Raw genomic sequence first — 12,926 nt, forward strand, 5'->3', positions numbered from 1 at the left:
TACCACCGTCAGGCAGCCGCCTCCGCGGTCTGCTGGGCCGGCTTGCGGTGCCGGCCGTGCGGAGCCGACTCGCTCTCCTGGGCCGCGACCGGGCCCCGGTGCCGGCCGTGGCCGGCAGCCTCCAGAGAGTCGGCAGACAGCTGGTCCGTCGTGCTGGTGTCGCTCATCGGAAGTATTCACCCCGTCAACATGATCTTTCGTACAGCCGGGCGAGTGTAACCGGCGCACCACGGGCCGAATCCAGGCGCACACGCCAACCGGCACTAGTTCGTTACAAGACGTCCCAGAGGCGCCTGCTGCAACGGCACAGGACGCGCCGCCGCGGGCTCCGGAACCCCCGGTTCCACAGACTCCGGAATCTCCGGCTCCACAGGCTCCCGGGTTTCCCACCCCGCGGTTTCCGGGGGGTTCGGTTCCCCGGGCTGCGAACTCCGCCCCGCAGGCTCCGAGGCCCGCCACCCCGCAGGTCCCGGAGGATCCGGTGCCGTCGGCTCCGGCGGCGCCTCGGGCGCCCCGGCAGCCGTGCCGTCCCGGACCGGACCCTCCGGTCCCGCGTCCCCCCGTGCCGCGGCAGTACTGCTCGCCGCGGCCATCTCCCCCCTGGGCACCGTCAGCTCCGCCACGCCGCACGGAGTCTCCTCCGTGGCGTACGGCAGCCGCAGCACCCCGTCCCGTGTCCACAGCCCGGCCCCGGTCAGCCACCCCTCGGGCGCCGGGAGATGGCTCAGCTGCCGCCCCGCCGGCCGCCAGATGCCCATCCAGCTGTTGCCGAACGCTCCGTCGATGCGCAGCGCCACCGCGCAGCTCTCCGGCATCAGCACCTGCCCGGGCTGGATCGCGAACGGCGTCACCGCGCAGTCCGGCACCCTGAGGCTCTCCGGGAAGCGCACCGGCAGCGTGCTGCCGAGCACGCCCCAGCCCAATCGTTCCTGCCCCGGCGAGGGCGCGTCGGAGGAGAGGAGCAGCAGCCCGCTGTCGGGGTCGGCGAGCAGCAGCCGGTCGTCGCTCCCGGCCGCGATCTGCAGCAGCGGCGAGACCTCGGCGCGCTCCAGGTCCACCACGACCGTCTTGACCGGCCCGCCGCCGAGCTCCCGGTCCAGCGCCAGCATCCGCTCGGCGCGGTCGAGCCACACCCCGCCCGAGCAGCGTCCCGGTACCTCGGCGAGCCGCTCGGGCCCGAACGCCCCGCCCGCCACCAGCCACACCACACTCGACCGCGGCCCGACGGCGAGGGCGTACGCCCGCACGCCCCCCGGGGCGGGCGGCAGCAGGGTGAGCCGGGTGCCGGGCTCAAGGCACTCCACCGCGCCCAGCGGCAGCTCACCGGTGCCGGGGCCGGTCGGGTACAGCAGCGAGAAGGCGTGCCGGTGCTCCACCAGCCGGTGGATCAGCACCCGGCCGTCGGACAGGGGCTGCACCTCGGTGCCGGGCTCCTCCGGCTGGTTGCCGGGCAACGGCACCGCGTACGGCTCCGGGCCGTCCAGCGTCCAGCGCTCCGGGAACCAGCAGTCGCCGGCCGACGCGAGCCGGGCCGCGTACGCGCCGTCCGCCGTCACGGTGAACGCCGTCCCCGGTACGCCGTCGGCCCCGCCCGTGGACGGGGATTCGATCGCACAGGCCGTCATCGTTCGGTCACCTCCGGCCACGAAGCTAGTTTTCGGACGCGCAGACGTGGGACGGCCCACTCCGGCTTCACACATACGGGTGGTGCAGAAGCGATTCACCTGAGGAAAGCGGGGCCTTTGTGCTGACCGGGGTCAGACCGGACGGATGCGGTACGGCCGCCCGGACCAGCCAGGTAGCCTTGCCTTCGTGCCCCGTCTGTCTGAAGTCATCGCCGCACTGGAGAACCTGTGGCCCGCCGAGCGGGCCGAGTCCTGGGATGCGGTCGGCACGGTCGTGGGCGACCCCGACCAGGAGGTCACCCGGGTCCTGTTCGCCGTCGACCCCGTGCAGGAGATCGTCGACGAGGCGGTGAAGCTCGGCGCCGACCTGCTGGTCACGCACCACCCGCTGTACCTGCGCGGTACGACCACGGTGGCGGCGACCCACTTCAAGGGCCGTGTCGTGCACACACTGATCAAGAACGACATCGCACTGCACGTCGCCCACACCAACGCCGACACGGCGGATCCGGGTGTCTCGGACGCCCTCGCGGGCGCGCTGGACCTTCGTGTCGTACGACCGCTGGTGCCGGACCCCACCGACCCGGAGGGCCGCCGCGGCCTCGGCCGCGTGTGCGAGCTGGACCACCCGCTGCCCCTCCGCGAGCTGGCCGCGCGCGCCGCCGCGCGGCTGCCCGCCACCGCGCAGGGCATCCGGGTGGCCGGCGACCCCGAGGCCGTCATCCGCACGATCGCCGTCAGCGGCGGCTCCGGCGACAGCCTCTTCGAGAACGTACGCGCCGCCGGAGTGGACGCCTTCCTCACCGCCGACCTGCGTCACCACCCGGCCGCAGAATTCATGGCGGCTGTCGCCCACAGCCCCCTCGCGCTGCTCGACGCGGCGCACTGGGCCACCGAATGGCCCTGGTGCGAGCTGGCCGCCAGCCAGCTCGACGAGATCTCCGACCGCCGCGGCTGGGACCTTCGCGTCCACGTCTCCAAGACGGTCACCGACCCCTGGACCGCCCACGCGGCGTCCACCACCGCGTCTAACTAACAGGAGCCCCCAACTGAACGCCGCGCCCGCCGACCAGATCCGACTCCTCGACGTCCAGGACCTCGACGTCCGCCTGCAGCAACTCGCCCACAGGCGGAGGTCGCTGCCCGAGCACGCCGAGATCGACTCGCTGAACAAGGACCTCACCCAGCTGCGGGACCTGCTCGTCGCCGCGCAGACCGAGGAGAGCGACACCGCCCGCGAGCAGACCAAGGCCGAGCAGGACGTGGACCAGGTGCGTCAGCGCGCCGCCCGCGACCAGCAGCGCCTGGACTCCGGCGCGGTCACCTCGCCCAAGGACCTGTCCAACCTCCAGCACGAGATCGCCTCCCTCGCCAAGCGCCAGGGCGACCTGGAGGACGTGGTCCTGGAGGTCATGGAGCGCCGTGAGGCCGCGCAGGAGCGGGTGAACGAGCTGACCGAGCGGGTCGCGTCGGTGCAGTCGAAGATCGACGACGCGAGCGGCCGCCGGGACGCCGCGTTCGAGGAGATCGACGGCGAGGTGGCGACGGTGACCAAGGAGCGCGAGGTCATCGCGGGCAGCATCCCCGCGGACCTGCTCAAGCTCTACGACAAGCTGCGCCAGCAGCAGGGCGGCATCGGCGCGGCCAAGCTGTACGCCCGCACCTGCCAGGGCTGCCGCCAGGAGCTGGCGATCACCGAGCTGAACGAGATCCGCGCCGCGGCGCCGGACACCGTGGTGCGCTGCGAGAACTGCCGCCGCATCCTGGTGCGTACGGCCGAGTCGGGTCTGTAAGAGTCGGTAAGGGGCTTCAGGGGTGCGGGAGTTCATCGTCGAGGCGGACGGCGGGTCACGGGGCAACCCCGGGCCCGCCGGTTACGGCACGGTGGTCCGTGACGCGAGCACGGGTGAGCCGCTGACGGAGGTGGCCGAGTACATCGGCGTCGCCACCAACAACGTGGCCGAGTACCGGGGCCTCGTGGCCGGACTGCGTGCCGTCCACGCCCTCGACCCGACCGCGATGGTGCACGTCCGCATGGACTCCAAGCTCGTCATCGAGCAGATGTCGGGCCGCTGGAAGATCAAGCACCCCGACATGAAGCCTCTGGCAACGGAGGCGAGGTCGATCTTCCCCCCGGAGCAGGTCACGTACGAGTGGATCCCCCGCGAGCAGAACAAGCACGCGGACCGCTTGGCGAACGAGGCGATGGACGCGGGGTCGAGGGGGGAGCAGTGGTCGCCCTCGGAGTCGACGGCAGCCCTGGAGACCACGGGCGCCGCGGGCCCAGCGGCACCTCTCAGCGAGCAGCGCCCCACCACCCCCGACGAGCAGCACGTCTCGACACCGGGTTGGGGCAGCGCCCCCGACCTCGGCGCTCCGGCCACGTTTGTACTTCTCCGGCACGGCGAAACCCCCCTCACCCCCCAGAAGCGCTTCTCCGGCAGCGGCGGCACCAACCCCTCCCTCTCCGCCGCCGGCCGCGAGCAGGCCCACCGCACGGCCGAGGCACTCGCCCGGCGCGGCACCATCCAGGCCGTCATCGCCTCCCCCCTCACCCGCACCCGCGAGACCGCGGCCATCGTCGCCACCCGCCTCGGCCTGGAGGTGACGATCGAAGACGGCCTGCGCGAAACGGACTTCGGTGCCTGGGAAGGCCTCACCTTCGGCGAGGTACGCGACCGCTACCCCGACGACCTGAACGCCTGGCTCGCCGACCCGGAGGCCCACCCCACCGGCGGCGGCGAGAGCTTCGCCGAGACGGCCACCCGGATCGCCGCCACCCGTGACAAGCTGGTCGCCGCCCACGCGGGCCGCACGGTCCTGCTGGTCAGCCATGTGACCCCGATCAAGACCTTCGTCCGCCTCGCCCTCGGCGCCCCGCCCGAGTCCCTGTTCCGGATGGAACTGTCGGCGGCCTCCCTGTCGGCGGTGGCGTACTACGCGGACGGCAACGCGAGCGTACGGCTCTTCAACGACACGTCCCATCTGCGTCCCTGAGCCGCACCGCGCCCCGCGCCAGCTCCTCGATCCGCGCCCACTCCCCGGCGGCCACCGCGTCCGCCGGGACCATCCAACTGCCGCCCACACAGCCGACGTTGGGCAGGGAGAGATACTCGGGCGCGTTCGCCGGACCGATCCCACCCGTGGGACAGAAACGAGCCTGCGGCAACGGCCCGGCCAGCGACCGCAGATACGCCGTACCGCCCGCCGCCTGTGCCGGGAAGAACTTCATCTCCCGCACCCCGCGCTCCAGCAGCGCCACGACCTCCGAGGTGGTCGACACCCCGGGCAGGAACGGCACCCCGGACCCGCGCATCGCCGCCAGCAGCGCGTCCGTCCACCCGGGGCTGACCAGGAACCGCGCTCCCGCCGACGTACTCGCCCCGACCTGCTCCGGCGCGATCACGGTGCCCGCGCCGACCACCGCCGAAGGCACCTCGGCGGCGATCGCGCGGATCGCGTCCAGCGCCGCCGGCGTCCGCAGCGTCACCTCGATCGCCGGCAGCCCGCCCGCCACCAGAGCCCGCGCCAGCGGTACGGCGTCGGCGGCGTCGGAGACGACCACGACGGGCACGACGGGGGCGAGATCCAGCACGGAGGCAGCCGAAGCGGAGGGCAGCGGTGAGGGCATGCCCACATCGTGCCCAGCAGGTGCGTTACCCGCAATGAGCGTTGCGCATGCTGCAATGCCAGTCGGGGTCTCTCAGTGAATCTCCTCCACCAGCACGTCCAGCGACCACGCCTTGCCCGCCCTGCCCGGCGCCTGCGCCTCCACGACATACCCCAGCTCCCGCAACACCCCGACCAGCTCGGCGGGGTCCTTCGGGGCGGCACCGGCCGTCAGCAGGCTCCGCACCATCCGGCCCTTGGTCGCCTTGTTGAAGTGGCTGACCACCTTCCGGGTCGGCGCGTGCAGCACCCGTACGGTCGCCGTGCGCCCCGCGAGCTCGCCCTTCGGCTTCCAGGCCGCCGCGTACGCGGAGGAGCGCAGATCCAGCACCAGCCCGTCCCCGGCCGCCTTGGGCAGCACCTCGGCCATCGGCGCCCGCCAGTGCCCGGCCAGCGCGCCGAGCCCCGGCAGCTTCACCCCCATCGAGCAGCGGTAGGAGGGGATCGGGTCCGTGACCCGCACCGCGCCCCACAGCCCGGAGAAAACCAGCAGCGAGTCCGCCGCGCGCCTGCGCGCCGCCGCCTCCAGCGTGGCCAGGCCGAGGGCGTCATAGAGGACCCCGGTGTAGATCTCCCCGGCGGGGCGGGCGCCGGCCGTCGGCAGGCCGGCGTTCTTCGCGATCTCGCCGCGCAGTCCCTCGCTCAGACCGAGCACCTCGCGCGCCTTCTCCTCGTCACCGGTGCACAGCTCGACCAGCTCGGTGAGCGCGGCCTGCCGTGCGGCGGTCAGCCCCGGCAGGGACAGCGAGGAAAGCTCCAGCGGGGCGCCCTCGCCCGAGTTCGCCTTGCCTTCCGAGGGCGGCAGCAGGACCAGCAACACGTACTCCTTACGTAGACCTTCGCGACAGGGTACGGCGTGCCGCCCCGGCGCCCCCGACCTACGCTCGCTGTATGCCCCGCCGCAAGATCCGCGTGACCGGTGCACCCGAGGCGCCGCTGCGGGCCGCCCTGGCCGCCCTGCGCGCCGAACTCGGCATCCCGGACGCTTTCCCGCCCGAGGTCCGGGCGGAGGCCGAGCGCGCCGCGAAGACGCCGCCCGCCCTGCCGTCGTACGACGCCACGGACATCCCCTTCTTCACCCTCGGCCCCCCGGCCTCCACCGACCTGGACCAGGCCACCCACCTCGCCCGGCAGGGCACCGGCTACCGCGTCCGGTACGCCATCGCCGACGTCGCCGCCTTCGTCGTACCCGGTGGAGCGCTGGACGCGGAGGCGCACCGCCGGGTGAACACCCTGTACTTTCCCGACGGGAACGTCCCGCTGTACCCGACCGTGCTCAGCGAGGGCGCGGCCGGCCTGCTGCCGGACCAGGTCCGCCCGGCCGCGCTGTGGACGATCGACCTGGACGCCGAGGGCCGGACCCTCGCCGTCGACGTGCGCCGCGCCCTGGTCCGCAGCCGCGCCGAACTCGACTACGCGCGCGTGCAGAAGGAGATCGACGCCCGGACCGCCGAGGAACCGGTCGCGCTGCTCAAGGAGATCGGCGAGGCCCGGGAGCGGCAGGAGACCGAGCGCGGCGGCATCTCCCTGAACGTGCCCGAGCAGGAGATCACCGAGCAGGACCACACCTACGTCCTCGGCTACCGGGCCCCGCTGCCCGCCGACGGCTGGAACGCCCAGCTCTCCCTGCTCACCGGGATGGCCGCCGCCGACCTGATGCTCGCGCACGGCACTGGCATCCTGCGCACCCTCCCCGCCGCCCCCGACGGCGCCGTCGCCCGCCTGCGCCGCACCGCGACCGCGCTGCACATCGACTGGCCGCACCATGTGTCGTACGCCGCCCTGATCCGCACCCTCGACCCGCACAACACCCACCACGCGGCCTTCCTCCAGGAGTGCACGACCCTGCTGCGCGGCGCCGGCCACACGGTGTTCCGGGACGGCGCCCTCCCCGCGATCACGACCCACGCCGCCGTCGCCGTCCCCTACACCCACTGCACCGCCCCGCTGCGCCGCCTCGCCGACCGCTACACGACGGAGATCTGCCTCGCGGCGGTCGCCGGTCAGTCTCCGCCCGACTGGGTGCTCGCCGCGCTCGACGCGCTGCCCCGGCAGATGGCCGACGGCTCCCGGATCGCCGGCACGGTCGAGCGCGAGTGCGTGGACATCGTGGAGGCGGCCCTGGTCAAGGACCGGGTCGGGGACGTCTTCGAGGGCTGTGTGGTGGACGTCGACGAACACCGGCCGACCGTCGGCACCGTCCAGGTGGACTCCCCGGCGGTCATCGGCCGCATCGAGGGCGACCGGCTGCCGCTCGGCGAACGCCTCCGGGTTCGGCTCCGCCGGGCCGACCCGGGCACGGCGAAGATCCTGTTCACGCCCGTGTGAGCGCCCGCACCAGGGTGCCACGGCAGGTCGGCGTGCAGCCGCACCACGCCGACCTGCCGTGGCCGGCCCAGGAACGACCGGTGGGTGACCGGCTCGGCCAGGTCGAGCCGTACCGACGTCTGCGAACCGACCGCGAGGTCGAGTACGTCCTTTGCCTGCTCGTGGGTCATCCGGGTCTCCCGGTGTAGGGCGGCGATCGCGGCCGGCGGGATCCACAGGTCCACATGGGTCCCGTACCGCACCCGCAGCGCCTGCGGTGTCAGCACGTGCGGACGGACCACACAGGCCGCGTGCCCTGCCCGCGCATGTATCCGAACGCCCGCCCGCCGGCGGTCCCGTGGGTGCGCCGGGCCAGTCACGGTGCCAGGCCGGCGCAGAGCCGCATCTCATGTCGAGCCAGCCGTCCCAGTGTCTCAGCATCCTCATCTCCCTTCCCGCTCAAGGACATTGAGCCGGCGTTCCAGGCCTCCGGGACCGGCCCTTGACGGCTAACACTGTTCGCCGTATGGTCGTGGCATGGCTAACATCGTTAGCCGACCGTCAATCCGCCGATCCGTCCCGTGCGCCGTACGACCCCGGAGGCAGTCATGACCGGTACGACCACCACCGCGACCCCGGCCCTCACATCCCTGCGCCGCACGGCATGGCTGGCGTTCGCCCTGTTCTGGTCGGCCTTCGCCGTGCTGGAGGGCCTGAACCACGGCTGGCCGGCCGGCGCCCTCGCCCTGACCTTCCTCGTCCTGCCGGACCTGACCTTCCTGGTCGCCCTGGACGACGCGCCCCGCATGGCCAAGGGCCAGTTGGCGCCGCGCGCGGTGCCGTACTACAACGCGATGCACCGGGCGCTGGTCCCGCTGGCGCTGCTGGTCGCCTACGCCGTGGCGCCGATCGCCTGGCCGCCCGCATTCGCGGCCCTGTGCGGCTGGCTCGCCCACATCTCGTACGATCGCGCCTTCGGCTACGGACTGCGTACGAAGGAGGGCTTCCAGCGTGGCTGACCGACTCGGTGACCGACTCACCCCAAGAGCGCGGGAGATCGCCGCGGCGGCCCGGGAGTTGCTGGAGGAGTCCGGGCCCGCCGCCCTCACCATGCGCACCCTCGCCGACCGCCTCGGCATCAGGGCCCCGTCCCTCTACAAGCACTTCGCCGACAAGCACGCCGTGGAGGTCGAGCTGACCGCCCAACTGCTCACGGAGTCGGCCGAGGCACTGGAGGCGGCCGAGACCCGCGCCCCCGGCTCCCTCGAAGCGCTCGCCGAGGCGTACCGGTCGTACGCCCTCGCCCACCCCCACCTCTACCGCCTCGCCACCGAACAGCCCCTGCCGCGCGCCGAACTCCCCGAGGGCCTGGAGGACCGGGCGGCGCTGCCGCTGATGCGCGCGTGCGGCGGGGACATCGACACGGCCCGCGCCCTCTGGGCCTTCGCCCACGGCATGGTCATCCTGGAGATCCACGGCCGGTTTCCCGCGGACGCCGACCTGGACGCGGCATGGAAGCGGGGCCTGAAGGCGTTGCACCCCTAGGGAAAGGGGTGGTGTCGCATGACGGAACAGGCACGGTGGACCAGGGCGAGACTGGGCCGGTGCGGCCCGCCGCTGGACCTCCTGACCGCGAACTTCCGACTGCACACCTACGCCCCGCACGCCCACGACGAGTACACCATCGGCGTCTGCGTGGGCGGCTCCGAGGTGATCGACTACCGGGGCGGCCACATCCGCACCGGCCCCGGCACGATCGTCGTACTCGACCCCGGCGAGATGCACACCGGCGGCCCCGGCAACGCCACCGACGGCTACGCCTACCGGGCCCTGTACGCCGAGCCGTCCCTCCTGGCCGACGGCACCCTCGGCGGCCTCCCGCACTTCCGCGAACCGCTCCTCGACGACCCCGAACTGGCCACGGCCCTCCGCCTCGCCCACACCGAACTCAGCGCCTGCCCCGACCCGCTGGAGGCCGAATCCCGCCTCCCCTGGCTGCTGACGGCCCTGGCCCGCCGCCACTCCACCGCCAGGTCCCTGTCCGACGAGATCCCCGGCGCCGGCGCGATCGCCCTGACGGTCCGCGACCGCCTCGCCGACGAACTCACCGCGCCACCACCGCTGGCCGGCCTGGCCGCCGAGCTGGGCCTGTCCCGCTACCAGCTCCTGAGGGCCTTCCGTACGACCATGGGCATACCGCCGTACGCCTGGCTCGCCCAGTACCGGGTGCACCGGGCACGGGGGTTGCTGGAGGCGGGCCTGCGCCCGGCGGAGGTGGCAGGCCTGGTGGGCTTCGCCGACCAGGCGCACCTGACCCGCTGGTTCCGCCGGGTGCTCGGGGTGACGCCGGCGGCGTACCGCAACAGCGTTCAAGACACCCGGTGAGGGGCTGGCCGAAACTCACCGTATGACTGCACGCGGCTGGTTCCTGTTCTCCCTCATGGGAGTGATCTGGGGCATCCCCTATCTCATGATCAAGGTGGCGGTGGCCGAGGTGTCCCCGCCGGTGCTGGTGTTCACCCGCTGTGCGCTCGGCGCGGCCCTCCTGCTCCCGTTCGCCGTACGCCAGGGCGGCCTGCCGGCGACCGTACGCACCCACTGGCGCCCCATGCTGGCCTTCGCGTGCCTGGAGATCATGATCCCCTGGTTCACCCTCACCGACGCCGAACGGCACCTGTCCAGCTCGACATCGGGACTGCTGATCGCGGGGGTACCGATCGTGGGCGTGATCGCGGTCCGGCTCCTCGGCGACACCGAACACCTGGGAGCCCGCCGCCTGACGGGCCTCGCCCTCGGCCTGGCGGGCGTGACGGTCCTGACCCTGCCCCACCTGACCGGCGGGGACGCCCGCTCCCTCGCTGAGGTCCTGGTGACGGTCATCGGCTACGCGACGGCTCCGCTGATAGCCGCGCGCCGGATGAAGGACGTCCCGTCACTCCACCTGACATCGGCCTGCCTGACCCTGGCGGCCGTGGTCTACGCCCCGGTGGCGATCGCGGCGCGCCCGTCCTCCGTCCCCTCTTCCTCCACCCTGGCAGCGCTGGCGGGCCTGGGCGTGCTCTGCACGGCGGTGGCATTCGTGGCGTTCCTGGAGCTGATCAAGGAGGCGGGCCCGACGCGGGCGACGGTGATCACGTACGTCAACCCCGCGGTGGCGGTGGCGGCGGGCGTGATCTTCCTGAACGAGCGCCTGACCGCCACCGTCCTGATGGCCTTCGCCCTGATCCTGACGGGCTCGGTCCTGGCGACGGCGGCTGCGGGTCCGCGCCGCTCCCGGCGCCCGGTACCATGGTCGACACGGCAGACGAGCCGGGCGGACGGCCGCGTGGAGTCCCCCTAGGGGGCTTCCCGAGGAACGTCCGGGCTCCACAGGGCAGGGTGGTGGCTAACGGCCACCCGGGGTGACCCGCGGGACAGTGCCACAGAAAGCAGACCGCCCGGGGCTCAGGCCCCTGGTAAGGGTGAAACGGTGGTGTAAGAGACCACCAGTGCCCAGGGTGACCTGGGCAGCTAGGTAAACCCCACCCGGAGCAAGGTCAAAAGGAAACACTCCGGTGTTTCTGCGCGGACGCTCGAGGGCTGCCCGCCCGAGTCCGCGGGTAGACCGCACGAGGCCGGTGGCAACACCGGCCCTAGATGGATGGCCGTCGCCCCGGGGGCCGTGAGGGCTCCGGGGAACAGAACCCGGCGTACAGCCCGACTCGTCTGCCACTACCTGCGGTTTTGCCTCGGAAAGGGCCTCTGAACCTGGAGGCAGCCGGTTCCCGGTCCTCAAGCTCGGCAACGCGTACGCGTGGTCACAGCGGCCTCCACGCCTGATGGGTATCGTCCCGGACGGCGGACGCGGGGACAGAACTCGCTGCATGACCCATCGGTCGGACGGCGAGTCGGGCCTGCCGCTCGTCCGTGCCCAGAGTGTTCTCACGCATCGTCGTTCGCAGCCGGGCGAGCATCCTCGTGCTGACGCGTCGGGCGTTCAGGTGGCACGATCCCAGGGATTCCCACCGCCCGAAGGTCATGCCGCGTGGACGGACGAGGCCGACACGCTGCGCCGCGTCGGCCAGCGGCGCCCTCCGACTCGCCGACGCCGCCAACATCGCCGCCGGACTGCGACGCGGCGCCCCCTCGTTCTGCTCGGCCTCACGTGATCACGAAACGGACGCCAGTCGACTGTGCCGAGGCCCTGGCCGGCCTCGTGACGCGGCGAGTTCGCTCACCGCGGGATGAGCGATAGGCCGGACTCCACTTCGAAGAAGTACGCGCCACGGGCGGATTTCGCCTGTTTGGCGCTGAGGCCGGCGCGCATTTTGGTCAGATTCATCGCTTTGGCGGTCGACGCGGGGAGATGTGCGATCAGCTGCGCGTAGACGCATCGCCGTTCTTCAGCGCCGCCAGGGGAGAGACCTATCTCCAGCAGATCCATCCAGTCTTTCCAAACAGCTGCCACAAGAACTCCTGTGACGCTCGGACCCCACGCCCTGTAGACGAGTATCCGCACCCCGGGTTGGGCCTCCCACTGCCGGATCCTGAAATCAACGAAGTCCGGGTGGTCGACCATTGCCTTCCGGCGATGGTGCTCCACGATCAACGGAGCGGCCTGCTCGCGAGCTTCGGACCAAGAAGAGACGGCCGTTCGCAGTCCCAGACGCTCGGAATCGACGACGTCCCGGCGCAGCGTTGACCGTTGTTTCGACAACAGGCTCTTTTCCCAGTCGCCGAAGAGCCGGTCCAGCCTCGCGTCCTGCCCTATCGGAGCACGCAGCAGCTTCGTCGGGAGGGCATCGCTCACCAGGTCCAGTTGGGCCTGGGGGAAGCAGGGGAAGTACAGATAGCGGTACTTTTCCGGGTAGCTGGCCCAAATCGCTTGCAGGATCTCTCGGTATACCTCAGGGCTGCGTGCATCGGGGCGCACATGCAGTGAGGACGACACTCCGTCGCGACCGCCGACGAGAAGACACTCATCGGTGGCCGGGACGCTGTCGGCGTCCACCGGATGTGGCGTGTAGAAGGAATTCGGCCAATTTTTCACCCGTCTGCGATATACCGGCACAACCGCCACGGGTCGATCCGTGGCGCTGCTGAACGTGTGGTATTCGATCCGCCACCTCCTGTCGCCTTCAAGCGCCAGAAGTCGCCCCCGCGAACCCGCCGGTCCGAGGTCTTTGTCCAGCTCGTCGAAATACTCCGAATCGTCTGCTAACGAGGAGCGAATCTCATGTCGCACGGGACACCTCCTGTGCAGCCATTCCCCGGCCGACGCAATGGTGCAGGAACGCTACCCATCGACAGCGCACCTGACAAGGAACGTTTCGCGGGGGGCGGCGA

General features: G+C 72.0%; 13 protein-coding genes, 1 other RNA gene and 1 pseudogene. 10 read left to right on the forward strand and 5 right to left on the reverse strand.

All coding sequences use genetic code 11. The annotated features are described in order from the left end of the window. Positions 1 to 8: 8 nt before the first annotated feature. On the reverse strand, positions 9 to 167 hold the full coding sequence (locus ACZ418_RS03700) for a hypothetical protein (protein ID WP_450980888.1): 159 nt from the start codon (positions 165 to 167) through the stop codon (positions 9 to 11). Positions 168 to 263: 96 nt separating this feature from the next. Then, positions 264 to 1,625, reverse strand: coding sequence for a hypothetical protein (locus tag ACZ418_RS03705; protein WP_468356353.1), 1,362 nt, complete (start codon positions 1,623 to 1,625; stop codon positions 264 to 266). A 187-nt stretch (positions 1,626 to 1,812) separates the two neighbouring features. Here ACZ418_RS03705 and ACZ418_RS03710 point away from each other — a divergent pair, with 187 nt between their 5' ends. From ACZ418_RS03710 to ACZ418_RS03720, 3 genes are read left to right on the forward strand one after another with little or no spacing between them, the layout of a single operon-like run. Next, a complete protein-coding gene (locus ACZ418_RS03710; RefSeq protein WP_468356356.1) occupies positions 1,813 to 2,661 on the forward strand; it encodes a Nif3-like dinuclear metal center hexameric protein in 849 nt (282 codons plus the stop codon). 13 nt (positions 2,662 to 2,674) lie between these two features. Next, positions 2,675 to 3,418 (forward strand): zinc ribbon domain-containing protein, encoded by a 744-nt coding sequence (locus ACZ418_RS03715; RefSeq protein WP_468356884.1) that lies wholly within the window; start codon positions 2,675 to 2,677, stop codon positions 3,416 to 3,418. 22 nt (positions 3,419 to 3,440) lie between these two features. After that, positions 3,441 to 4,622 carry a bifunctional RNase H/acid phosphatase gene (locus tag ACZ418_RS03720; RefSeq protein ID WP_468356359.1) on the forward strand — a complete coding sequence of 394 codons (1,182 nt, stop codon included), beginning with the start codon at positions 3,441 to 3,443 and terminating at the stop codon, positions 4,620 to 4,622. On the opposite strand, the gene eda is transcribed toward ACZ418_RS03720, so the two are convergent. Next, positions 4,594 to 5,256, reverse strand: a complete 663-nt coding sequence (eda, locus tag ACZ418_RS03725; RefSeq protein WP_468356362.1) for a bifunctional 4-hydroxy-2-oxoglutarate aldolase/2-dehydro-3-deoxy-phosphogluconate aldolase — start codon at positions 5,254 to 5,256, stop codon at positions 4,594 to 4,596. The two genes, ACZ418_RS03720 and eda, sit on opposite strands and share 29 nt — an antisense overlap. A gap of 72 nt (positions 5,257 to 5,328) precedes the next feature. Continuing rightward, complete coding sequence (gene yaaA / locus ACZ418_RS03730) at positions 5,329 to 6,111, reverse strand: peroxide stress protein YaaA (RefSeq protein WP_468356365.1); 783 nt, start codon at positions 6,109 to 6,111, stop codon at positions 5,329 to 5,331. A 74-nt stretch (positions 6,112 to 6,185) separates the two neighbouring features. Here yaaA and ACZ418_RS03735 point away from each other — a divergent pair, with 74 nt between their 5' ends. The 7 genes and pseudogenes from ACZ418_RS03735 to rnpB all read left to right on the forward strand — a co-directional run bounded on the left by ACZ418_RS03735 (position 6,186) and on the right by rnpB (position 11,309). Continuing rightward, positions 6,186 to 7,622, forward strand: a complete 1,437-nt coding sequence (locus ACZ418_RS03735; RefSeq protein ID WP_468356368.1) for an RNB domain-containing ribonuclease — start codon at positions 6,186 to 6,188, stop codon at positions 7,620 to 7,622. Further along, the gene (locus ACZ418_RS03740) at positions 7,619 to 7,810 is read left to right on the forward strand and encodes a hypothetical protein (RefSeq protein ID WP_468356371.1); all 192 of its coding nucleotides are present in this window, start codon (positions 7,619 to 7,621) and stop codon (positions 7,808 to 7,810) included. The genes ACZ418_RS03735 and ACZ418_RS03740 overlap by 4 nt, the downstream gene beginning before the upstream one ends. A gap of 399 nt (positions 7,811 to 8,209) precedes the next feature. Further along, positions 8,210 to 8,620 carry a DUF4260 family protein gene (locus ACZ418_RS03745; protein WP_468356374.1) on the forward strand — a complete coding sequence of 137 codons (411 nt, stop codon included), beginning with the start codon at positions 8,210 to 8,212 and terminating at the stop codon, positions 8,618 to 8,620. Next, on the forward strand, positions 8,613 to 9,146 hold the full coding sequence (locus ACZ418_RS03750) for a TetR/AcrR family transcriptional regulator (protein ID WP_468356377.1): 534 nt from the start codon (positions 8,613 to 8,615) through the stop codon (positions 9,144 to 9,146). Before ACZ418_RS03745 ends, ACZ418_RS03750 begins: the two co-directional genes overlap by 8 nt. A gap of 18 nt (positions 9,147 to 9,164) precedes the next feature. Further along, on the forward strand, positions 9,165 to 9,986 hold the full coding sequence (locus ACZ418_RS03755; RefSeq protein WP_468356380.1) for an AraC family transcriptional regulator: 822 nt from the start codon (positions 9,165 to 9,167) through the stop codon (positions 9,984 to 9,986). A gap of 85 nt (positions 9,987 to 10,071) precedes the next feature. Beyond that, positions 10,072 to 10,788 (forward strand): annotated as a pseudogene (locus tag ACZ418_RS03760) (DMT family transporter); the annotation flags it as partial. A 118-nt stretch (positions 10,789 to 10,906) separates the two neighbouring features. After that, positions 10,907 to 11,309, forward strand: an RNA gene (gene rnpB / locus ACZ418_RS03765) — RNase P RNA component class A. Between the two features lie 505 nt (positions 11,310 to 11,814). On the opposite strand, the gene ACZ418_RS03770 is transcribed toward rnpB, so the two are convergent. Next, complete coding sequence (locus tag ACZ418_RS03770; RefSeq protein ID WP_468356383.1) at positions 11,815 to 12,825, reverse strand: hypothetical protein; 1,011 nt, start codon at positions 12,823 to 12,825, stop codon at positions 11,815 to 11,817. Positions 12,826 to 12,926 lie beyond the last annotated feature (101 nt).

It is taken from the genome of Streptomyces sp. NPDC030820, from assembly GCF_055572075.1.

What these genes read in the sequence shown, in the direction of transcription:
- ACZ418_RS03735 (WP_468356368.1), top strand. Translation starts at nt 6,186, where the DNA reads ATGCCCCGCCGCAAGATCCGCGTGACCGGTGCACCCGAGGCGCCGCTG.
- ACZ418_RS03705 (WP_468356353.1), bottom strand. Translation starts at nt 1,625, where the DNA reads ATGACGGCCTGTGCGATCGAATCCCCGTCCACGGGCGGGGCCGACGGC.
- eda (WP_468356362.1), bottom strand. Translation starts at nt 5,256, where the DNA reads ATGCCCTCACCGCTGCCCTCCGCTTCGGCTGCCTCCGTGCTGGATCTC.
- ACZ418_RS03700 (WP_450980888.1), bottom strand. Translation starts at nt 167, where the DNA reads ATGAGCGACACCAGCACGACGGACCAGCTGTCTGCCGACTCTCTGGAG.
- ACZ418_RS03745 (WP_468356374.1), top strand. Translation starts at nt 8,210, where the DNA reads ATGACCGGTACGACCACCACCGCGACCCCGGCCCTCACATCCCTGCGC.
- ACZ418_RS03755 (WP_468356380.1), top strand. Translation starts at nt 9,165, where the DNA reads ATGACGGAACAGGCACGGTGGACCAGGGCGAGACTGGGCCGGTGCGGC.